Annotated in this window: 19 protein-coding genes; all 19 read left to right on the forward strand. The window is 51.4% G+C overall.

The window, feature by feature from the left end; genetic code table 11:
- The first annotated feature begins 34 nt into the window (after nucleotides 1-34).
- The 19 genes from AC6F7T_RS13695 to recQ all read left to right on the forward strand — a co-directional run bounded on the left by AC6F7T_RS13695 (nucleotide 35) and on the right by recQ (nucleotide 21,389).
- Nucleotides 35-967, forward strand: a complete 933-nt coding sequence (locus AC6F7T_RS13695) for an ATP-binding cassette domain-containing protein (protein ID WP_500719743.1) — start codon at nucleotides 35-37, stop codon at nucleotides 965-967.
- Nucleotides 951-1,739: an ABC transporter permease gene (locus AC6F7T_RS13700; protein WP_500719744.1), complete on the forward strand. Its 789-nt coding sequence runs from the start codon at nucleotides 951-953 to the stop codon at nucleotides 1,737-1,739. The genes AC6F7T_RS13695 and AC6F7T_RS13700 overlap by 17 nt, the downstream gene beginning before the upstream one ends.
- A 108-nt stretch (nucleotides 1,740-1,847) precedes the next feature.
- Nucleotides 1,848-2,744: an Hsp33 family molecular chaperone HslO gene (gene hslO / locus AC6F7T_RS13705; RefSeq protein WP_500719746.1), complete on the forward strand. Its 897-nt coding sequence runs from the start codon at nucleotides 1,848-1,850 to the stop codon at nucleotides 2,742-2,744.
- A gap of 371 nt (nucleotides 2,745-3,115) precedes the next feature.
- Nucleotides 3,116-3,472: an NADH-quinone oxidoreductase subunit A gene (locus AC6F7T_RS13710; RefSeq protein WP_500719748.1), complete on the forward strand. Its 357-nt coding sequence runs from the start codon at nucleotides 3,116-3,118 to the stop codon at nucleotides 3,470-3,472.
- On the forward strand, nucleotides 3,463-3,975 hold the full coding sequence (locus tag AC6F7T_RS13715; protein ID WP_500719750.1) for an NADH-quinone oxidoreductase subunit NuoB: 513 nt from the start codon (nucleotides 3,463-3,465) through the stop codon (nucleotides 3,973-3,975). Before AC6F7T_RS13710 ends, AC6F7T_RS13715 begins: the two co-directional genes overlap by 10 nt.
- A gap of 36 nt (nucleotides 3,976-4,011) precedes the next feature.
- Nucleotides 4,012-4,494: an NADH-quinone oxidoreductase subunit C gene (locus AC6F7T_RS13720; protein WP_500719752.1), complete on the forward strand. Its 483-nt coding sequence runs from the start codon at nucleotides 4,012-4,014 to the stop codon at nucleotides 4,492-4,494.
- Between the two features lie 48 nt (nucleotides 4,495-4,542).
- A complete protein-coding gene (gene nuoD / locus AC6F7T_RS13725; RefSeq protein WP_500719790.1) occupies nucleotides 4,543-5,721 on the forward strand; it encodes an NADH dehydrogenase (quinone) subunit D in 1,179 nt (392 codons plus the stop codon).
- 27 nt (nucleotides 5,722-5,748) lie between these two features.
- Nucleotides 5,749-6,261, forward strand: a complete 513-nt coding sequence (nuoE, locus tag AC6F7T_RS13730) for an NADH-quinone oxidoreductase subunit NuoE (RefSeq protein WP_191154327.1) — start codon at nucleotides 5,749-5,751, stop codon at nucleotides 6,259-6,261.
- Between the two features lie 40 nt (nucleotides 6,262-6,301).
- Entirely contained in the window at nucleotides 6,302-8,083 is a 1,782-nt protein-coding gene (gene nuoF / locus AC6F7T_RS13735; RefSeq protein WP_500719754.1) for an NADH-quinone oxidoreductase subunit NuoF, read from the forward strand.
- A 33-nt stretch (nucleotides 8,084-8,116) separates the two neighbouring features.
- Nucleotides 8,117-10,588: a molybdopterin-dependent oxidoreductase gene (locus AC6F7T_RS13740; RefSeq protein ID WP_500719756.1), complete on the forward strand. Its 2,472-nt coding sequence runs from the start codon at nucleotides 8,117-8,119 to the stop codon at nucleotides 10,586-10,588.
- An 87-nt stretch (nucleotides 10,589-10,675) separates the two neighbouring features.
- A complete protein-coding gene (nuoH, locus tag AC6F7T_RS13745) occupies nucleotides 10,676-11,737 on the forward strand; it encodes an NADH-quinone oxidoreductase subunit NuoH (protein WP_500719758.1) in 1,062 nt (353 codons plus the stop codon).
- Nucleotides 11,738-11,761: 24 nt separating this feature from the next.
- Nucleotides 11,762-12,160: an NADH-quinone oxidoreductase subunit NuoI gene (nuoI, locus tag AC6F7T_RS13750; protein WP_500719760.1), complete on the forward strand. Its 399-nt coding sequence runs from the start codon at nucleotides 11,762-11,764 to the stop codon at nucleotides 12,158-12,160.
- A gap of 18 nt (nucleotides 12,161-12,178) precedes the next feature.
- Nucleotides 12,179-12,682, forward strand: a complete 504-nt coding sequence (locus AC6F7T_RS13755) for an NADH-quinone oxidoreductase subunit J (protein ID WP_500719762.1) — start codon at nucleotides 12,179-12,181, stop codon at nucleotides 12,680-12,682.
- Between the two features lie 25 nt (nucleotides 12,683-12,707).
- A complete protein-coding gene (nuoK, locus tag AC6F7T_RS13760) occupies nucleotides 12,708-13,010 on the forward strand; it encodes an NADH-quinone oxidoreductase subunit NuoK (RefSeq protein WP_500719763.1) in 303 nt (100 codons plus the stop codon).
- A 43-nt stretch (nucleotides 13,011-13,053) separates the two neighbouring features.
- Entirely contained in the window at nucleotides 13,054-15,018 is a 1,965-nt protein-coding gene (nuoL, locus tag AC6F7T_RS13765; RefSeq protein ID WP_500719765.1) for an NADH-quinone oxidoreductase subunit L, read from the forward strand.
- 49 nt (nucleotides 15,019-15,067) lie between these two features.
- Complete coding sequence (locus AC6F7T_RS13770; RefSeq protein ID WP_500719767.1) at nucleotides 15,068-16,627, forward strand: NADH-quinone oxidoreductase subunit M; 1,560 nt, start codon at nucleotides 15,068-15,070, stop codon at nucleotides 16,625-16,627.
- 39 nt (nucleotides 16,628-16,666) lie between these two features.
- Nucleotides 16,667-18,127, forward strand: a complete 1,461-nt coding sequence (locus tag AC6F7T_RS13775) for an NADH-quinone oxidoreductase subunit NuoN (protein WP_500719769.1) — start codon at nucleotides 16,667-16,669, stop codon at nucleotides 18,125-18,127.
- A gap of 95 nt (nucleotides 18,128-18,222) precedes the next feature.
- The gene (locus AC6F7T_RS13780; protein ID WP_500719771.1) at nucleotides 18,223-19,575 is read left to right on the forward strand and encodes a UbiD family decarboxylase; all 1,353 of its coding nucleotides are present in this window, start codon (nucleotides 18,223-18,225) and stop codon (nucleotides 19,573-19,575) included.
- Nucleotides 19,572-21,389, forward strand: a complete 1,818-nt coding sequence (recQ, locus tag AC6F7T_RS13785) for a DNA helicase RecQ (RefSeq protein ID WP_500719773.1) — start codon at nucleotides 19,572-19,574, stop codon at nucleotides 21,387-21,389. Before AC6F7T_RS13780 ends, recQ begins: the two co-directional genes overlap by 4 nt.
- The last annotated feature ends 19 nt before the right edge of the window (nucleotides 21,390-21,408 follow it).

The following is a 21,408-nucleotide window of genomic DNA, read 5'->3' on the forward strand; positions in this document are numbered from 1 at the left end:
GCATAAGGCGGAGACGATAGATATAGTTCGCACCATGAATGCACTCGAAATCACCGATCTATACAAAGAGTTCGCCGGTATACCTGCCGTCAAGGGCCTCTCTTTTGCCATTCCTGAGGGGGAAATCTTCGGCTTGCTTGGCCCCAATGGTGCCGGCAAGAGCACGACCATCAACATGGTTGCCGGTGTCGTCAGGATTGGCCGGGGACAGGTTCAGGCTTTTGGCTATGATAACCAGAAAGACTATCGCTATACCCGCCGCTTGCTCGGGGTTGTTCACCAGGAAATAGTCATCGACAATTTCTTCACCATTCAACAAGCGTTGGAAATTCACTCGGGCTACTACGGAGTCAAGGATGATCCTGCCTGGCGTAATCTGTTGATCGATCGCCTCGGGTTGCGCCCTCACCTGGGCAAGGTGATGATCAAACTCTCAGGTGGCATGAAGCGGCGCTTTATGATCGCCAAGGCGCTGATTCACCGTCCGCGCCTGCTGATTCTCGATGAACCTACCGCCGGGGTTGATGTCGAGTTGCGCCACGGACTGTGGGAGTTTGTCAGGGAAATCAATAAGAAGGGCACAACGATTTTACTGACGACGCACTATCTTGAAGAAGCCGAGCAGATGTGTGACCGCATCGGCATCATGCATCATGGTGAAATGATCGCCCTTGAGCCGACCCATGATCTGGTGCGTAAACTTTCCAATCGACGTCTCAAATTGTGGCTTGAAGAGCCATTGGCTGTGCTGCCCGCAGGGTTGGAGGCGTATGCCCCCAACGTTGAACATGGTGGGGCGGTTCTGGTGCTGAATCTCCCCGCCGGAGCCAATGCCGGCACCATGCTTAAGCAATTGTGCCAGTCGGGGTTGAATATCCGCGATTTCGAAACCGATCAAAGCGGGTTGGAAGAGGTTTTTATTCAATTAACCGGCATGGGCGGAGGCAATAATGGTTCAGCAGCCTGATAATCGTTTTTATGCCTGGCTGCCCTTCGTCACCCTGTTGCGTAAAGAGATTCTACGCTTTCGGCGCGTTTCGACCCAGACCCTGCTGGCGCCGATTGTTACCGCTTCTTTGTACCTGTTTGTCTTTGGCGCCACCCTGGGTAACCGCTTAACGGTGCTGGAAGGGTTCAGCTATGCGCAATTTGTTATCCCCGGCCTGATTATCATGGGAGTGATTAATAATTCCTTTGCCAACACCTCATCATCCCTGTTTATGTCACGTTATCTCGGCGGGATTGTCGACCTGCTGGTGACACCGGTGACGCCACCGCAGTTCATCATGGCTTATACCCTGGCGGCGATGTTGCGTGGTCTGCTGGTTGGCTCGGTGGTGCTGGTGATTTCCCTGCTGTTCGCTACCCTGCCCTGGGAATATCCGTTGCTGGCAGCCTTAATGGCGATGATCGCCAGTTTTTTGTTTGCTCAATTCGGCCTGATTGCGGCGATCTACGCCCATAATTTTGATACCCTGTCGGTCTATACCAATTTCATGATTCTGCCGCTGATCTATCTGGGTGGCGTGTTTTATCCCATATCCATTCTGCCGGCTCCCTGGTCGAGCCTCTCCTATCTGAATCCCCTGTTTTATCTGATTGATGGGTTTCGCCATGCGATTATCGGTGTTGGCGACACCAGTTTTGCCGTTGCTTTTGGAATCAGTGCGTCTATGGCGGCTACCCTCTTTGCCTGGGCGGCCTGGTTGATAGGTAAGGGTTATCGATTGCGCTCATAACGGCAAGGAGGTGGCTTGCGGCGCGAAGCACCGCACGGCCCCAGGTTGGTACCTACGCTACGGCAGATTTAAACCAAAAACCAAAGAAAAAACCAAAGGAAAAGACTGATGGGGAATAGCGAGGAGGATGTCCTGGCGCAAGATATGTTGTGGCGGGTTGTCAGTGCCGATAAATGCTTTCGCGGGCTGGTTGCGGTCACTACACACACGGTTAGTGAAATCTGCGCCAAACAGCAGACCGATCTGACTGCAACGGTTGCGTTGGGGCGCCTGTTAACTGGTGGCGCACTGATGGCAGGACTGTTGAAGGGTAATCAGCGCTTGTCCCTGGCCGTTGAAGGTAATGGCCCGATCGGACGAATGGCGGTCGAAGCTGATGCCCGGGGGCGTTTGCGTGGTACCATCCGCAATCCACTACCGGGTTTGCCCCCTCGTGCCGACAAATTTGATGTGGCTGGAGCCATTGGCAGGGCCGGTTTTTTGACGGTAACAAAAGATCTGGGGCTGAAAAAGCCGTATCAGAGCATGGTGCAATTACAGACCAGTGAGGTTGGCGAGGATCTGGCCTGGTACCTGAGTAGTTCGGAGCAGGTTCCGTCCTGTCTGGGGCTTGGGGTTGAGTTTGATAGCACGGGTGCTATAGCCGCTGCCGGGGGCTTTTTGATTCAAACCCTGCCGCCGGAATTGCCGGAAAAAATTGATTCCCTGGTTGACCGCATCGAAGGTTTGCCGCCAGTCACCAGTATGCTGCGGGATAAAATTGCCCCGACAGAGATTCTTGCCCGGATTTTCGGGAATAAAAGCTTCGCTATCTGTGAAAGTATTCCTTTGTGCTTTTTCTGCCCCTGCAGTCGCGAGCAGATAGAGCAGATGCTTATTGGCCTTGGCTCAGAAGAATTGTTGAGCCTGGCCCAGCAGCATCAACCAACCAGCGTGCGATGTGAGTACTGTTGCACGGAATATTTGTTTGACGCGGAAAAGTTACAAGGGATTGCGCAGCAATAATTTGTAAATCGCGGATTAAACTGTTCGATAGAGGCAACTGTAAACACGATGGTTTTGGTCGGGATTAAAAAATCCTTGAGGTATCAAAGGCGTATGCTTCAGGTGTCATTTCTGATGCTGCAGATTGCTCCAGGGACCGCCACCAGGTTAGTTGATAAAAACACTCTGAATTTTGTTAGAAAGCAAAAACTATTGTAATTACAATGTAAAGAAAGCGACACAGGTCAGACCAATTGCATACAGTATACTGTATTTTTTGCTTGACAGGGTTACGCCAACTGTCTTAATTTCCGTCACACTGTGGCGCTAAAACCTGTTTTGACGGCGGCCGCGACACGTCTACAATGTCTTGAAAGGAAGGAGCGTTTCCTATGTTGGATCTCTATTTGCCGATAATTGTAGTCATCGGCATCGCTTTCGCGTTTGCAATCGGTTCGGTGGTGTTGTCGAAGCTCATCGGAGTCAAGCGTTACAGCGAATTGAAAATGTCTCCATATGAGTGTGGTGTTCCGCCGATCGGCAACGCCAACGAGCGCTTTTCCGTCAAATTCTATCTGGTCGCCGTTGCGTTCATCGTTTTCGACGTCGAGGTAGCCTTTCTCTATCCCTGGGCCATTATGTTCAAGCAGTTAGGCTGGTATGGTGCTATCTCAATGGGGATTTTTATTTTCGTGCTGGTTATCGGCTTTATCTATGACTGGAAAAAAGGAGCTCTGGAATGGGAGTAGTGCAGCCCACAACATTAGGTAGCGGCTTCATCACAACGAGCCTTGATAAGCTGGTTAACTGGTCGCGAGCAAGTTCCATGTGGCCCATGACCTTCGGTCTCGCCTGCTGTGCCATCGAGATGATGGCAACCGGTGCTGCGCGTTTTGACCTTGACCGCATGGGGATTCTGTTCCGCGCATCACCACGTCAGGCTGATGTGCTGATTGTCGCAGGGACCGTTACTAAAAAAATGCTCCCGGTCATCAAGACCGTTTATGAGCAGATGCCCGAGCCGCGCTACGTCATTGCCATGGGTGCCTGTGCCTCCTCCGGTGGTATTTTTGATACCTACAGCACAGTTCAGGGGATCGACGAGCACATTCCGGTTGATGTTTACATCCCCGGTTGTCCGCCCCGCCCCGAGGGGTTGCTCTACGGGTTGATGAAACTGCAGGAAAAAATTCGCACAGAGCGCAATACCTTCGGTGCGGCTATCGGCATTGGTGACGTAATTCGCAGTTAGGCTTGACGGCCGACTGTTCATGACAGGAATAAATCGATGAGCGATCTAGCAATTGTAGACAAACTCAAGGCGAAATTTTCTTCCGAAATCATCGATGTAGTCGAGTTTCGCGGAGAAACGACGGTTACCGTCAACAAGGAAAAAATTGTCGATATCTGTACCTTTATGCGAGATAGCGGCGGCTACAACCTTCTTTGTGATCTGTGCAGCGTTGACTATCTTGGTCAGACTCCTCGTTATATGGTCGTTTACAACCTCTATAACATCACCACCAAAGAGCGGCTTCGCCTCAAGGCACCGGTGGAAGAGCAGGACGCCCAGATTGCCACGGTGAGTACTGTCTGGGGTACCGCCAACTGGATGGAGCGGGAATGCTGGGATCTGATGGGGATCACTTTTGTTGGTCACCCTGATCCGCGCAGAATTCTGATGCCTGCAGACTGGGTCGGTCATCCGCTGCGTAAGGATTATCCTGTTCAGGGTCCGGATCGTGAACCCTATCAGGGACGGCTTTCTTAATCTACAGGTGACAGGCATAACCACAACTGGGTGAGGCATACAATGGCAGTGAAAAGCAACGAACTAATGACCATCAATATGGGACCTCAGCACCCGTCAACTCACGGGGTGTTGCAGTTGATTCTGGAACTTGATGGTGAAATTGTCCGCAAGGCAACTCCGCACATCGGTTATCTGCACCGCGGTGTTGAGAAGCTCTCCGAGCATCGCACCTACCACCAGGTTATTCCGTTGACCGACCGGCTCGATTATCTGGCCCCCATGAGCAACAATCTGGGCTATGTCCTGGCGGTTGAGAAGTTGCTTGGTATCACGGATCAGATTCCTGAGCGGGCCAAGGTTGTCCGGGTATTGCTGACCGAGTTGACCCGGCTTAAAAGTCACCTCGTATGGCTGGCGACCCACGCCCTGGATATTGGTGCGATGACCGTTTTTCTCTACTGCTTTCGTGAGCGTGAGGTGATTACCGACCTGTACGAAAAGATTTCCGGCGCCCGGATGACCTCTAACTATTTCCGGGTAGGTGGTCTCTCTGCTGACCTTCCCGCCGGTGTTGAGCAGGCAATGCGTGAGTATGCGGAAGGGATGCCTGCCCATATTGACGAATATGAAGGGCTGCTCACCGGCAACCGGATCTGGCAGAAGCGAACCATCGGCGTCGGTACCATCACCGCCGAGGCAGCCATCGATATCGGGATTACCGGACCGGGCCTGCGCGCTTCCGGCGTTGACTGGGATCTGCGTCGCGACAATCCCTACAGCGGCTATGAAGACTATCAATTTGAAGTTCCTGTTCGTCAGGAAGGGGATACCTTCGCCCGTTACAAGGTGCGACTCGACGAGATGCGCCAGGCGAGCCTGATTATTCTTCAGGCCCTAGATAAGCTGAAGCCGGGCCCAATCCTGGCAGATTGTCCGAAAGTTGTGCTGCCGCCAAAGCAGGATGTGGTGAATACCATCGAAGGTTTGATTCATCACTTCAAAATCATCACTGAAGGGTTTAAGCCGGAAGCTGGGGAGGTTTACCAGGGGATCGAAGCGCCTAAGGGCGAGCTTGGCTACTATCTGGTATCTGATGGCAGTGCCCATCCTTATCGCATGAAGGTGCGCCCACCGTCCTTTATCAATCTTCAGGGATTGCCACAAATGGTGGAGGGCCGCCTGCTGGCTGATGTTATCGCCGTTATCGGAACCCTTGACATCGTTCTTGGTGAAATCGACCGTTAATCTACCCGCTTGTACTATGAGGATGCTATGACAGAAAACGTGCAGCAAGCTGAGGAACAGGTCGAAGAACTGGAAGAAATAGATCTGACCGCAGCAAATGAGGTGATCGACAAGTACATCGATATTCATGGCAATCTGATGCCGGTCTTGCAGGGGATCCAGGAAGCTTATGGTTATATCCCGGAAGCAACGGTTCATCTGGCTGCCGAGCGGCTCAATGTCTATGCCAGTCAGATTTACGGAGTATTGACCTTTTATGCCCAGTTTCATCTCAAGCCGCGGGGTAAGTACATTATCCGTGTCTGCATGGGGACTGCCTGCCACGTTAAGGGGGCCGGTCGTATCGGCGACGCGATTGTTGAGAGACTGGGAATTAGTCATGCGGAAACCACTGAGGATCTGAAATTTACAGCGGAGTATGTCGCCTGTATCGGTGCTTGTGGAATGGCCCCCGTCATTATGGTCAATGATGCGACCTACGGCAGCATTACTGTCCAGAAAACTGCCGAAGTTATTGAAAAATACAAGGCAATGGACTGACTCAAAAAAGACACCGCTTTTGGTATCGAGGAAAGATTCTATGTCCGAAACTGCAGAAAATCTGAAGGTCCTTATTTGTACAGGAACAGGTGGACTAGCCTCCGGCGCTGCATCTGTTGTCGCAGCCTTTGAGGCGGAGTTTGAAAAAAAGGGTGTTGCCGCCAAGATCGGCAGTGCCTGTGATGTCAACACCACCGGCTGTCGCGGCCTCTGTGCTAATGATGTTCTGGTTGACATCTGCAAGCCGGGGGAAGAGCCGGTCACCTACGATTTTGTGACCCCTGACCTGGTTCCCCAGATCGTTGACGAACATGTTCTGGGAGGCAACCCGGTCGAAAAAAAGGTGGCAGGCCCTTATTACCACCAATTCCTCGAAAAGCAGCAACGCATTATCTTCTCCCGCTGCGGCACCATCGACGCTGAAAGTCTTGATGATTTTCTTGCTCATCGCGGATTTACCGGTATCCAAAAAGCCGTCACCATGAGCCAGGACGAGGTCATTAACGAGGTTAAGAAATCCGGTCTGCGTGGCCGTGGCGGTGGTGGCTTCCCGACCGGTCTGAAATGGTCCTTTGCCAAAGGATCTCCGGGCGATACCAAGTATCTGATCTGTAATGCGGACGAGGGTGACCCCGGGGCCTTTATGGACCGTTCAGTGCTTGAAGGCGACCCCTATGGTCTGATCGAGGGTTTGATGATCGGCGCCTATGCTATCGGCTGTAAATTTGCCTATGTCTATGTGCGCGCTGAGTATCCCCTGGCGATCAAGCGCTTGCAGCTTGCCATTGATACCTGTTACGAAAAAGGATTTCTTGGTAAGAACTGCATGGGATTAGGCTTTGACCTTGATATGCGCATCAAGGCCGGTGCCGGAGCTTTTGTCTGTGGCGAAGAAACGGCGTTGATGGCCTCCATCGAGGGACAGCGCGGCATGTCCCGTCCCCGTCCACCATTTCCAGCGGTGCGCGGCTTGTGGGGCTATCCGACCAACATCAATAATGTTGAGACCTTCGCTAACGTCGCTTACATCTTCTATAACGGCGCTGATTGGTTTTCTTCTATCGGTACCGAAGGCACCAAGGGAACCAAGATTTTTGCTCTGACCGGCAAGGTCAAGCACACCGGTCTGGTTGAGGTTCCGGCTGGAACCACCATGAAGGAAGTCATCTACGATGTCTGTGGTGGCATTCTCAATAATCGCAAATTCAAAGCGGTACAGGCTGGCGGTCCTTCCGGTGGTTGTCTGCCGACCGAGGCCCTGGATGCCGAGGTTGATTACGATTCGCTGATCAAAGCCGGTGCAATGATGGGTTCCGGTGGTCTGGTGGTGATGGACGAGACCACCTGTATGGTTGATATTGCACGCTTCTTCCTCAATTTCACCCGGGTTGAGTCATGCGGTAAATGTATTCCCTGTCGCATTGGCCTGAAGATTATGCTCGAAATTCTCGAGCGGATTACCCAGGGCAAAGGACAGGAGGGCGATATCGAAATGCTCCAGGATATGGCCCACGATATCAAGAAGAGTTCGCTCTGTGGTCTGGGCCAGACCGCTCCGAATCCGGTTTTATCAACCATTCGTTATTTCCGGAACGAGTATGAGACCCATATCAAGGATAAGGAGTGTCCATCTCACAGCTGTAAGGAACTGTTGCACTTCCGCGTGATCGAAGACAAATGTAAGAAGTGTGGTGTTTGCCCGCGCGTTTGTCCGGTGGATGCAATTGAGTGGGAAAAGGGCAAAGTCGCCTATATCAACCTGGATAAATGTACCCGGTGTACTTCCTGTTACGATGCTTGCCGTTTCATGGCGATTGATTGATCGCGTTCACAGCTTGAAATATAAGAGGTCAAGATGGTTAATCTAACGATTGACGGAAAACAGATCACAACCGCCAAAACGTCGACAATCTACGAGGCGGCCAAAGAGAACGGTATCTATATACCGGTGCTCTGTTATGCCAAAAAACTTCTTCCTTATGGCGCCTGTCGTATCTGTCTGGTCGAAGTAGAGCAGATGAAGGGGCGGTTGATCCCCTCTTGTACGACGCCGGTTACCGAAGGGATGGTGGTTACGACTACGTCCGATGAGATTAACAAGGTCCGCAAAACCGTTCTTGAATTTCTCCTCGTCAATCACGTGGTTGAATGTCCGGTGTGTGATAAGGGTGGTGAATGTGATCTGCAGGATCTGACTTACGAATATGAGGTAGTCACCAACCGTTTTCAGGGGGAAAAGTTCGATTTGCCGACCGACGAAGTCAATCCCCTGATTGAGCGCAACATGAACCGTTGTGTATTGTGCGGTAAATGTGTTCGGGTCTGTGACGAAGTGGTTGGCTACGGCTCTTACTCTTTCATCAACCGTGGTTTTGAAACCAAGATTGCCACCGCTTTTGATCGAGGATTGAATTGCGAGTTCTGTGGACAGTGTGTGTCCATGTGTCCCGTCGGTGCCATTCTGCCGCGTCCATTTAAATTCAAAGCACGACCCTGGCAGCTTAAAGAGATCGATACGGTTTGTGGCTATTGTGGCAACGGTTGTACCGTAACCCTCGGAGTCAAGGACAATCAGGTTCAAACCATCCGCTTCAATGAGGACACCGGTGTCAACCATGGCAACCTGTGTATCCGTGGACGCTTCGGCTATTCCTATGTCAACGATACCAAGCGTCTGATTAAGCCTTTGATTCGTAAAGGCGGTGAGCTGAAAGAGGCAAGTTGGGATGAAGCCCTTGCAACTATCGTTGAAAAGTTCAAGTCGGCCGGTAAGGACCTCGGTATTATCAGTGGTGCACGCCTGACCAACGAAGAGTTGCTGTTGCTGAAACGGATCAGTTCAGCGCTTGGTACCCATCACCTTGATCACTCCGGGGGTGAGTGTTACCAGGGGCTCACCGCAGGTTTGAATGAAACCATGGGGATCAGTGCTTCAACCGGCACCTTTCCACAGGTTGAGAAGTGTAACGCCATTCTGGCTATCCGTTCCGATTTTTACGAGACCCATCCGGTATTCGGTATGGTCATAAATCAGGCCATTCGCCGCAATGATGCACAATTGGCAGTGATTGCTGACAAGCGCGGCAAGTTAAGCAAGCTCCCTAATGCCCGCACCCTGATGCATAAGCCGGGCTGCGAAATCAATATGATCAATGCCCTGTGCCAGGTCATCATTGCGGAAGGGTTGGCAAAAACAGATGATTTGCAAGGATTGGCTGAACTAACCAAGGCGTTGGCAGACTATACTCCTGAAGCTGTTGCCAAGATGGTCGGCGCGGACGCCGAAGCAATCAAAAAAACCGCACGCGAATTGGTCGGCGCAAAAAATGCGGCCATCGTTGTTGCTTATGGCTTGCCCTATACCGCACACAGCAAGGAAATCGCCGTTGCAGCTTCAAACCTGGCACTGCTGACTGGAATAGCTGGACGCGAGGGCTCAGGATTATACCTGTGTGGTGAAAAAGCTAACAGCCAGGGAGCTATAGATCTGCAGATTACCCCAGGTCCTGCGGGACTGGGAGCACAGCAAATGCTCAACAGTGCAGCTGAAGGTAGCCTGCCGGTGCTTTATCTGGTTGGTGAAGATCCCGTTGTTACCTACCCTGATCAGGGACTGGTCAAAAAGGCCCTGGAGAAATCGTTCCTGGTGGTACAGGATCTGTTCCTGAGCGATTCAGCCAAATATGCTGATGTCGTCCTGCCGGCTGCTTCCTTTACCGAAAAAGATGGCACCTTTACCAATGCTGAACGGCGCATTCAAAGAATTAGAGCCGGTATAAAATCACCAGGCGAAGCTAAATCCGACTTTGCTGTGTTTCAATCCCTACTCAATAAGTTGCAGAAATCTGCTCCGGCAACACCGGCGGCGGCTTTTGACGAACTGGCTGGAGAGGTTGCCGGCTATGCCGGTATCGTCTATGAACAGATCGGTCCTCAAGGTGAGGTCTGGGGTGGAGAGACCCTGGCTCCGCTCAAAAAAGTTCTTATTCCGGTTGCCGGCAATGAACCTCTGCAGGCTGATTATCAATTGGTCGTTGGCAGCGCGCTGTATCACAGCGGCTCGATTTCGACGCGCTCAAAGGGTCCCATGTCCGTTTGTCCGGAACCCTACATTGAGCTTGGCCGTGACGACGCAGCAACCTTTAAGATAAAAACCGGCGACGTGATTCAGCTCAAAGCTGCAGGAGTGACTATTCAGTCCAAGGCCAAGGTTGATAACCGCTTACCAAAGGGCGTGATTTTCGCTCCCTATCATTTTGCGGCTCTAGGTTTGAACAAGATCTACACTGGTCAGTCTGTTATCGCAGTTGAGCCATCAAAGCTCTGAACAGAAAATACAACATTGTACCGTTGATAGTTTCTATCGACTTAAAATCGGCAGAAATGCCATAGCTGAAGAAGGAAGAGGATGGTCATGACGCCAGAAGTTCTGACACTCTCGAACACACCGGTTCTATTTACCGTTGCGATGCTGCTTAAAATCGCGGTGGCCTTTGTGGTCATGATTTTAATTGTTGCTTATGCGACCTATGCCGAGCGTAAAATCATCGGACGTATGCAGACTCGGCTTGGGCCGACAATGACCGGTCCAAAAGGTTTATTGCAGCCGATTGCCGACGGGTTGAAACTCTTTTTTAAAGAGGATATGACCCCTTCCCAGGCTCATCCGTTTGCTTTTGCCCTGGCGCCGATGATGCTGTTGGCCCCGTCTTTCGTCGCAATTGCCGTTATTCCTTTCGGCGGCGATCTCCACTTTACCTACGATGGTATCCAGTATGTTGTGCCGATGCAGATCACCGATCTGAACTTTGGTGTGCTGTTTATCCTTGCGATGGCCGGCTTGGGGGTCTACGGAATCGTTCTGGCAGGTCTGGCATCCAATAGTAAGTATGCCTTGCTGGGCGGCATTCGTTCGACCGCGCAGATGATTTCCTACGAACTGGCGGCCGGACTTTCCATTGTCGCCGTCTTCATGCTGTCGGAAACCTTGAGCCTGCGCGGCATCGTGCTGGCGCAGCAGGGACCTCTCTGGGGTATAGAAGCCCTGAAGTATATTCCCAACTGGTATATTTTTAGCCAGCCACTGGCTTTCGGTCTGTTTCTTGTTGCCTCGATGGCAGAGATCAACCGCACCCCATTTGACCTTCCCGAAGCAGAGACTGAGCTGGTTTCCGGGTTCTGTACTGAATATTCGTCGATGAAGTATGCCCTGTTTTTCATGGCCGAGTATGCCAACATGATTACTATTTCAGCCATCACCGCAACCCTGTTCCTCGGTGGCTGGAGCGGACCCTTCTATGGCTGGATGAACTTCCTGATCAAGGTCTTTGCTTTCATGTTCTTCTTTATCTGGATCCGGGCGACCTTCCCGCGTCTGCGTTATGATCAACTGATGCATATGGGTTGGAAAGTTATGCTCCCCCTGGCGCTTGCAAATATCGTGATTACCGGTATTGCAGTACTGCTCTGGCAATAACCACAAGTTGCGTAGAGGATAGATATGTTTAAAGAGTTTGCCAAAGGCCTGAGTATCACGCTGAAGCATCTGCTGCCCGGGCATTCCACGACGGTGGAATATCCCAAGCAGAGACTGGAGATCTCCCCGCGCTTTCGTGGCCTGCATCGCCTGGTGCCTGCTCAGGACCGTGAAAAATGTGTCGCCTGTTATCTGTGTCCGACCGTCTGCCCGGCTAAATGCATTACGGTGGAATCGGAAGAGAACGAAAAGGGCGAAAAATATCCAAGAGTCTACGAAATCGATCTGCTGCGGTGCATTTTCTGTGGCTACTGCGTAGAGGCTTGTCCGGTTGAAGCTATCGAAATGACGAGCGCTTATGAACTGGCCAACTTCAAGCGTGGTGATTTTATGTATGACAAAGCACGTCTTCTCAAGTCGTAACAAGGAGCTGCGTACCCAATGGAAATTCTATTCTTTTATCTTGTTGCAGGGGTCGCGATTGTATCGGCATTTTTTGTTGTCAAATGCCGTAATCCGATTAACAGCGCTCTGAATCTGGTGACGACCTTTATTTGTCTGGCAGTTTTCTACGTTATGCTCGAGTCACCCTTTATGGCAGCTATTCAGATTATCGTTTACGCCGGTGCCATTATGGTGTTGATCATCTTCGTGATCATGCTGCTCAACTTCGGGCAAACGATCAAAGGGCGCTATACCCATGGTATCGCAGCGGGCGGGCTGGTCTCTGTGCTGCTGATGTTGGTAGCCACCCAGTTAGTGCGTAGCGGTGATGCGACGGGAACCGGCGGTGCGGTGACCAGTGCCATGCTGGCTGAGGTTGGTCACACAGAACTGATCGGACGGGCGCTGTTCCTGGATTTTGTCCTGCCCTTTGAAATTGCCGGGGTATTGTTGCTGATCGCCATTGTCGGCGCGTTGATAATTGCCAAACAAAAAGTCTAACAGAGAACGACCTGGGAGATAAATCATGATTACTGTCACTCACTACCTAATGTTGAGCGCTATTTTGTTCGCAATAGGTACCCTTGGAGTCCTCACGCGTAAAAACGCCATCGTCGTTTTTATGTGTATTGAGGTCATGCTCAACGCGGTAAACCTGACCTTTATCGCCCTGTCACGACATGTCGGCAACTTGGATGGTCAGATCTTTGTGTTTTTTGTCATGACGGTTGCTGCTGCTGAAGCGGCTGTAGGTCTGGCGTTGCTTATTGCTTTCCACCGCAATAAAGAGACTCTCGACGTCGACGATTTTAATATGCTCAAGTGGTGATCCCTACCACATTTACGGGTGTTTCAGCTAATAGGAGAGTTTGATGTACGGTAATCTGTGGCTCATCCCATTCTTCCCGCTTCTTGGGGCGATAATTAATGGCCTGTTCGGCAAGAAGATCAAGAATGAAGCGGTCATTGGCGGTATCGGTACCCTGATGATCTTCCTTTCATTCCTGGTAGCGGTGCAGAACTTTTTCAGACTGATCGGTGATACCGTAAAAGTCCATGAAATCGTTCTCGCTTCCTGGATGACGGTTGGTAATCTTCAGGTCAACTGGGAATTATTGCTTGATCCTCTTTCCGCCGTGATGATTCTGGTGGTTACCGGGGTTGGTACCCTGATCCATCTGTACTCCATCGGTTATATGCATGGAGAGACCGGCTACTACAGATTTTTCAGTTACCTGAATCTTTTTGCCTTCTCCATGTTGATGCTGGTCCTGGGTGGTAATGCCCTGGTCATGTTTATCGGCTGGGAGGGTGTCGGTCTGTGCTCCTATCTGCTGATCGGCTACTACTACGAGAAGAAAAGTGCCAGCGATGCCGCCAAAAAGGCTTTCGTTGTTAACCGTATTGGTGACTTCGGATTTCTCTGTGGACTGTTCATACTGTTCTGGGCCCTCGCCGGTCATGGTGTCTGGACCATCAACTTTGTAGAAATTGCTGCCAATGCTCATCTGCTTGAAGCCGGCGGGGCGCTGATCACTATTATCACCCTGGCATTCTTTCTCGGTGCTACCGGTAAATCCGCCCAGATCCCCCTCTTTACCTGGCTCCCGGATGCGATGGAAGGGCCAACTCCGGTTTCTGCTCTGATCCATGCAGCCACCATGGTTACCGCCGGTATCTATATGATCGGCCGGATGAATATCCTGTTCGCCATGGCGCCATCAACCATGATGACGATTGCTATTATCGGTGCGGCTACCGCATTCCTGGCCGCGTCTATCGGCTTTGCCCAGAACGATATCAAACGCGTCCTCGCTTATTCAACCGTTTCCCAGTTAGGTTATATGTTCCTGGCTATGGGTGTCGGCGCATTCTCCGCCGGTATCTTCCATCTGATGACCCACGCTTTCTTCAAAGCCTGTCTGTTCCTTGGTTCAGGTTCGGTTATTCATGCCATGCATCATGCTTACCACCACGCCCATCTTCATGATGATCCACAGGATATGCGTAATATGGGTGGTCTGCGCTCGAAAATGCCGATTACTTTCTGGACCTTCCTGCTTTCCACCATTGCTATAGCCGGTGTGCCCTTTTTCTCCGGTTTCTTCTCCAAGGATGAGATTCTCTGGTGGTCCTTCGGTTCGACTGCCGGTCACCCGATCTTCTGGATTATCGCCGTCTGTGTCGCCGGTATGACTGCCTTCTACATGTTCCGTCTGGTGTTCATGACCTTCTTCGGTGCTCAGCGCACTGACCCCCGCGCTAAGGATCATATCCCGGAGTCTCCCTGGACTATTACCGTACCGTTGATCGTTCTTGCCTTCCTGGCAGTGGTTGGTGGTTATGTCGGGGTTCCGAAAATCCTCGGTGGTGGTAATCATTTTGGTAACTTCCTGGCACCGGTTTTTGGTCCTGCCCAGGAACTGTACAACCTGAATGCCCACGGTTCCCATGCCCTCGAATATACCCTGATCGCGCTGTCGGTCTGTATTGCCCTGTTCGGTATTTACATGGCCTGGTTGATGTACATGAAGAATCCAGCGCTTCCTGCCCAGTTTACTGCGAAGTTTGCCGGCGTCTATCGCTTTGTTTTCAATAAGTGGTACATCGACGAACTGTACGATTTTGTCTTTGTTAACCCCTGCAAGCGCTTTGGTACCTTCCTGTGGAAAATCTTTGATGTTCGTCTGGTCGACGGTATCGTCAATGGTTGTGCCTGGGTGGTTAAAGGAGTCGGGGCCGGTTTGCGTTACACCCAGACGGGTTACATGTATAACTACGCAGTGGCCATGGTGGTCGGCGTAGTCGTGATCGTCGGCTTTTATGTCTTTGGTTAATTGTTAATTCTGCCCGCGAATACGATAAAGCTACAAGGAGCGTTTCCACATGGCTGACAACCTTCTCAGTATTATGACTTTCTTCCCGTTGGTGGGTATGATTGCCCTCCTGTTTATCCCACGGGACAATGATGCAATGCTCAAGAGCTTTGCTTTGGCGGTATCTTTGATTACATTCTTAATCAGCCTTCCTCTGGCTTTTGACAATGTGTTCAAGACATCGGGCGGGATGCACTATCGTGAATTCTATGAGTGGATCCATGTTGGTGAATTTTTCCAGATGAACTACAACGTTGGGGTTGACGGTATCAGCCTGTGGCTGGTGATGTTGACGACCTTCATTATGCCGATTGCGATTCTTTCCACCTGGAATGCCGTCAAGAAAAACACCAAGGGTTTTATGGCGATGCTGCTGTTGCTGCAGACCGGCATGCTGGGCGCTTTTATTTCCCTTGATCTTTTTCTTTTCTACATCTTCTGGGAACTGATGTTGATTCCGATGTATTTCCTCATCGGCATCTGGGGTGGGGCGAACCGTATTTACGCAGCCGTCAAGTTCTTCATCTATACCGCTGTCGGCTCGCTGTTGATGTTGGTTGGTATCATCTTTGTCTATTACTACGCAATACAGTCTGGTGCCCCGGTCAGCGGCTTTGGCGTGCAGGAATTCTATCAGCTGAGTATCCCTTATAGCGCCCAATTCTGGTTGTTCCTGGCCTTTGGTTTCAGTTTTGCGATCAAAGTGCCCATGTTCCCCCTGCATACCTGGTTGCCGGATGCCCACACTGAGGCGCCAACCGCCGGTTCAGTTATTCTGGCTGCGGTCCTGCTGAAAATGGGTACTTATGGTTATGTACGTTTCGCTATGCCCTTGTTTCCTGAGGCCCTGCAGACCTTCATTCCCTTTTTGGCCTTTCTCTCAGTTGTCGGCATCATCTATGGTTCTTTAGTCGCCATGATGCAGGACGACGTTAAAAAACTGGTTGCTTATTCGTCTGTAGCTCACCTTGGTTTTGTTATGCTCGGTCTGTTTGCCCTGAATATGCAGGGGATGGCCGGGGGCATGCTGCAGATGATCAACCATGGCATTTCAACCGGTGCATTGTTCCTTATCGTCGGCTTTCTCTATGAACGTCGACATACCCGCCAGATTTCAGAGTTTGGTGGCCTGGCCGGCAAGATGCCGATTTTTGCGACCATCTTTCTGATCATTACCTTCTCGTCCATCGGTCTACCCGGTACCAATGGTTTTGTTGGCGAATTCCTGGCACTGATGGGAGCCTTTGAAAGTAATCTGCGCTGGTACGCTGTTTTTGCTACAACCGGCGTTATTCTTGCCGCTGTCTACATGCTCTGGGTCTATCAGCGCATCATGTTCGGTAAGGTGACCAATCCGGCCAACGAGAATATCAAGGATCTTTCGGCGCGTGAAATTGTCATTATGGCACCTTTGTTACTGTTTGTTTTCTGGATCGGTATTTATCCCAATACTTTCTTTGACAAGATGAATCCCGCGCTTGAACAATTGCTCCAGCAGATAAACAACCAGCAGGTTGCCATCGTCGAAGTTGTGCAGCCTGTGGTTGCGAATGTACTAGATACTAAATAATTGTTGATTGAATAAACACTGGTTCCGAGGAGCTGTTCGATGGAAAATCTGGTTCAAGAAGCCATCCAGAATGTGAACTTGCATGCCGTCATGCCGTCCCTGATACTCTCAGTGGCAGGGATGGTGCTACTTCTGGTTGCGGTCTTTTCTCCACGGGGTAAAACTGCGCATATTGCCTGGCTGAGCATCGCCGCGTTAATTGTCGCCGGCATCGTTACCATCATGGGGTGGAATGATACCCAGTATGGATTTGCCGGATCGGTGCAGCTAGACAACTTTGCCGCCTTTTTCAGCATGATCTGTATTATCGCTGCCGGGCTAGCCATTCTGATGTCGGATGAATATCTCAAACGTGAGAATTTCCCTGTCGGCGAATATTATCCGTTGATTCTCATCACAACTGCAGGTGCCATGTGGATGGTTTCAGGCACCGACCTGATCACCATCTTCCTTGGGCTTGAGGTGCTCTCGGTTTCACTTTACATTCTGGCCGGCTTCTTCCGTGATCAGGTCCGGTGTAACGAGGCTGGTTTGAAGTACTTTTTCCTCGGAGCCTTCTCTACCGGTTTTCTGCTTTATGGTATGGCTCTTCTCTATGGCGTCAGCGGCACTACCAAAATCTACGATATCGGCGCTTATATCCAAGCCAATCCGGACGCAACAACCAATATCATGTTTATCGCGGGTGGTCTGTTGATGCTGACCGGCTTTTTCTTCAAGATTGCCGCTGCGCCATTCCACATGTGGACCCCAGATGTCTACCAGGGCGCGCCCACCCCGATCACTGCTTTTATGAGTGCGGGTCCAAAGGCTGCTGCTTTTGCCGCGCTGATTCGTGTGACGTTCATTTGTCTCGAAGGGATGCAGGACCATTTGACCACCGTGTTCTGGGTCCTGGCTGTATTGACCATGACCGTCGGTAACCTGATTGCCCTTAATCAGAAGGACCTCAAGCGCATGCTCGCTTACTCCTCCATCGCCCACGCCGGATACGCAATGGTCGGCCTGGTCGCCTGGAACGAGATCGGATCCGCCGGTATCCTCTTCTATATGCTGGTTTACACCTTTATGAATATGGGCGCCTTTGCGATCCTGGTACTGATCGGTCGCAGTGGTGAAGAAAACCTGACCCTGGATGGTGTTACCGGGCTGGGTTATAAAAAGCCGATGTTGGGTATTGCCTTCAGCATCTTCCTCTTTGCGCTGATGGGCCTCCCGCCAACTGCGGGCTTTACCGGCAAGTTTTATATCTTTGCCGGTGCGATCAACTCCGGTTATATCTGGCTGGCGGTGCTGGGTGTGCTCAATTCAGCTGTATCCCTTTATTACTACCTGCGTATCATGATCTTTATGTACTTTAAAGAGCCGCAGGAAGACTACGCCTGGGTCAAGATTTACCCGGCCACGGCGGTATCAATCGTGATTTCTGTCATCGGTGTCCTGTACCTCGGGATCATACCTGGGTCGATTATGCAGCTCGCGCGCATGGCAGGCTTCTGATTCCTTTCAATAAATAGTACAATTGAGCCCTTCAGTTCGCTGAGGGGCTTTTTTTTTGGTAGACTAAGGGCCCCTTTCTAAAATGGATGTTTTAAATGACGTTAAGAGCATTTCTGCGCCGGCTGCTGATTGACAATCAAGTTAAAAGAGTTACGACGGAGGTAAACCCGGATCTTGAGCTTGCGGCGGTCTGCCGCCGTGAATTCCTGTCTGCCTCAGGCGGGGATGCGCTGATATTTGAGCAAGTCAAGGGTACTTCGGTTCAGGTTGCAGCTAATCTGTTCGGTTCTAAAGCCCGATTGTTCAGCATGCTGGAGCTCAATGAAGGGGACTTGACACGTAAGATCAGAACCTTGATTGCAGCGGGGGAGCATGATGCGTTAACCAACCTGACCAATGCTTGTAATATCCCTTCAATGGATTATTGTGAACCGCATTATCAACACGAAGAATTGACCTTGAACGATATTCCGGCTTTGCGTGCCTGGCCGGGAGAGAAAAACCGCTATTTGACTCTGGCCCTGACCCACAGCGTCTCGCCGGTCACCGGGGTCGACAACCTGGGGCTCTATCGCGCAGCGCTGGTGGCTGAAGGAAAAATCGCCCTGAATTTTGCTCCTAGCTCAGGTATCGCTGAACATCTAAGGGCTGCGGAACTTCGGAGGGAGTCGCTGCCCGTGGCCCTGATTCTTGGGGCGGATCCGGCCCTGTTCTGGGCTGCAGCCGCCCCCTTGCCAACCGGCTGTAGTGAATATGGCTTCGCTGCGGCGTTAACCGGCCGATCATTGACCTTTTCGCCCTGTTCAACCCAACCGTTGAAGGCTCCGGCAGATGCAGAAATCGTCATAGAGGGCGCAATAAAACCAGGTGCAAGGATCAAAGAAGGTCCTTTCGGCAACCATACCGGTCAGTACGTTGAGCGCGAAGATTGTCCGCTGATGGAGGTTACGGCGATTCGCCACCGATATCAGCCCATCATCCCGGTTACCGTCGTTGGTCCTCCACCGAGCGAGAATGTTCAGTTGGCGAAACTCAATGAACTGCTGCTGCGCGAAATGTTATTGTTTGACTTTCCGCTGGTTGCTGATCTGGTTATGCCGGAAATGACGGCATTTCATGGCGTGGCGGTTATTGCCGTCAAACCCTGTTCAGCTGCGGAGGTTACGGATCTGATTCGCCGGTTGCGTACGGTGTCCAGCCTCAGTCGATCCCGGCTGCTGGTACTGGTGGATGATGATATTAATATTCATGATTTTAATCTGAGCTGGTGGCGGACCCTTAACATGCTGGGCCCGGAGCGTGTCATCACTACCGGTAAGGGGTTGATCATCAACGCAACAGGGATTGACCGCGATCAACTGGTGACAGAAGATCGCACGACGACTGCTTTGGTCGAAAATCGCCACTATCAGATCTCGAGGGAAGCGCCGGAGAATTTACAACCATGATAGATTCCCATGGCGATGATCGTGCACGGGCGTTGTCGACGCTGCAACAGGTGTTCGGTTATCAGCGTTTCCGCCCCCATCAGGAAGAAGTTATTGTCAGTTTGATTGGCGGTCGTGATGCCTTTATTCTGATGCCGACCGGCGGCGGAAAGTCGATCTGCTTCCAGATTCCGGCTCTGATCAGAGCAGGGGTAACGATTGTTGTGTCACCTCTAATCGCCTTGATGAAAGATCAGGTTGACAGTCTGATTGCTTTAGGGGTTCGTGCGGCCTGCTATAATTCGAGCCTGACGCCGGGCGAGGTTCGCGAGGTGCTGGAGCGGTTACATCAGAACCGGCTTGATCTGCTCTATGTCGCCCCGGAGCGTTTGATGAGCGGCGATTTTCTAAGCCTTTTGCAGGGGTTGAACCCAGCCCTGTTCGCAATCGATGAGGCTCATTGCATCTCTCAGTGGGGTCATGATTTTCGCCCGGAATATATACGTCTGGGCCAGTTGCGCACCCTCTTCCCCACTGTGCCGATTGCAGCCCTGACGGCAACGGCGGAAAAACAGACGCGGGCAGATATCATCAGCTGCCTGCAACTGAAGGATCCATATCGGGTCGTTAGTGGATTTGATCGGCCCAATATCCGTTATAGTCTGGTCGATAAAGTAAAGCCTTATCAGCAGCTCTGTGAGTTTCTCCTGCGCTATAGCGAGCAGTCCGGGATTATTTATTGTTTAAGTCGTAAGCGGGTCGAAGAAGTCGCCGATAAGTTAAGCCGGGACGGCTATCAGGCGGCTGCCTATCATGCCGGTCTGGCCCCGGAGGTGCGGCGCTCGGCCCAGGAAGATTTTCTGCGCGATGATGTACAGATTATTGTTGCTACCGTGGCGTTCGGCATGGGCATCGACAAGCCTAATGTGCGCTTTGTCGTTCATTACGACCTGCCGAAAAATATCGAAGGCTACTACCAGGAAACCGGCCGTGCCGGCCGTGACGGCTTGCCGGCAGAGGCTCTGTTGCTGTTCGGTTACGCTGATATCGCTTTGTTGCGCGGCTTCGTGGAAAAAAACGACGATCCGGAACAATTGCGTACCGAGTTGTATAAACTTAACGCCATGGTGGCTTTTGCCGAAGCGGGGATCTGTCGCCGGCGGGTCCTTCTCGGTTATTTTGGCGAGGTGATCGACGCGGACTGCGGTAACTGTGATAATTGTCTGAATCCGCCCGAACAATATGATGCTACTGAATATGCGCGCAAAGCGCTATCCTGTGTCTACCGGGTTGGTCAGAGTTTTGGCATGGGACATGTGGTCGATGTCTTGCGGGGGGCTGAAAATCAACGGATCAAAACCATAAAACATGATCGGCTCTCAACCTATGGGATAGGGCAGGATGTCAGTCGCGATGACTGGAATTACTTGCTGCGTCAATTGATTCAGCTGGGCTACCTGGAGCAGGATGTCGCCCGCTACTCGATACTGAAGCTGACCGAGCAAGCACGCCCCTTGCTGCGCGGTGAAGAACGGCTTAAACTGTGCAAGCCGCGAACCAGGGTCCAGCGCGGCAAAAAGAAAGAACATAAGATAAGGGGGCAAAACTACGACCCGGCGCTGTTTGAAGAGCTGCGCAGGGTACGTAAACAGATAGCTGATCGTGACGGAGTTCCACCCTATGTCGTATTTGGTGATGCGAGTCTGGCGGAAATGGCTGTTGCATTGCCGACCAGTCAGAGTGAACTGATGGCGATCAATGGTGTTGGACAGGTCAAATTACAACGTTACGGTAATGATTTTATCCAGGCGATCAACGGCTTTCTCTGTCGTTAACCTTAGAGTCCGGGAGATA

It is taken from the genome of Pelovirga sp. (genome assembly GCF_059864205.1).

Coding starts and splice junctions, on each gene's coding strand:
- AC6F7T_RS13695 (WP_500719743.1), top strand. CDS start 35: ATGAATGCACTCGAAATCACCGATCTATACAAAGAGTTCGCCGGTATA.
- AC6F7T_RS13700 (WP_500719744.1), top strand. CDS start 951: ATGGTTCAGCAGCCTGATAATCGTTTTTATGCCTGGCTGCCCTTCGTC.
- hslO (WP_500719746.1), top strand. CDS start 1,848: ATGGGGAATAGCGAGGAGGATGTCCTGGCGCAAGATATGTTGTGGCGG.
- AC6F7T_RS13710 (WP_500719748.1), top strand. CDS start 3,116: ATGTTGGATCTCTATTTGCCGATAATTGTAGTCATCGGCATCGCTTTC.
- AC6F7T_RS13715 (WP_500719750.1), top strand. CDS start 3,463: ATGGGAGTAGTGCAGCCCACAACATTAGGTAGCGGCTTCATCACAACG.
- AC6F7T_RS13720 (WP_500719752.1), top strand. CDS start 4,012: ATGAGCGATCTAGCAATTGTAGACAAACTCAAGGCGAAATTTTCTTCC.
- nuoE (WP_191154327.1), top strand. CDS start 5,749: ATGACAGAAAACGTGCAGCAAGCTGAGGAACAGGTCGAAGAACTGGAA.
- nuoF (WP_500719754.1), top strand. CDS start 6,302: ATGTCCGAAACTGCAGAAAATCTGAAGGTCCTTATTTGTACAGGAACA.
- AC6F7T_RS13740 (WP_500719756.1), top strand. CDS start 8,117: ATGGTTAATCTAACGATTGACGGAAAACAGATCACAACCGCCAAAACG.
- nuoH (WP_500719758.1), top strand. CDS start 10,676: ATGACGCCAGAAGTTCTGACACTCTCGAACACACCGGTTCTATTTACC.
- nuoI (WP_500719760.1), top strand. CDS start 11,762: ATGTTTAAAGAGTTTGCCAAAGGCCTGAGTATCACGCTGAAGCATCTG.
- AC6F7T_RS13755 (WP_500719762.1), top strand. CDS start 12,179: ATGGAAATTCTATTCTTTTATCTTGTTGCAGGGGTCGCGATTGTATCG.
- nuoK (WP_500719763.1), top strand. CDS start 12,708: ATGATTACTGTCACTCACTACCTAATGTTGAGCGCTATTTTGTTCGCA.
- nuoL (WP_500719765.1), top strand. CDS start 13,054: ATGTACGGTAATCTGTGGCTCATCCCATTCTTCCCGCTTCTTGGGGCG.
- AC6F7T_RS13770 (WP_500719767.1), top strand. CDS start 15,068: ATGGCTGACAACCTTCTCAGTATTATGACTTTCTTCCCGTTGGTGGGT.
- AC6F7T_RS13775 (WP_500719769.1), top strand. CDS start 16,667: ATGGAAAATCTGGTTCAAGAAGCCATCCAGAATGTGAACTTGCATGCC.
- AC6F7T_RS13780 (WP_500719771.1), top strand. CDS start 18,223: ATGACGTTAAGAGCATTTCTGCGCCGGCTGCTGATTGACAATCAAGTT.
- recQ (WP_500719773.1), top strand. CDS start 19,572: ATGATAGATTCCCATGGCGATGATCGTGCACGGGCGTTGTCGACGCTG.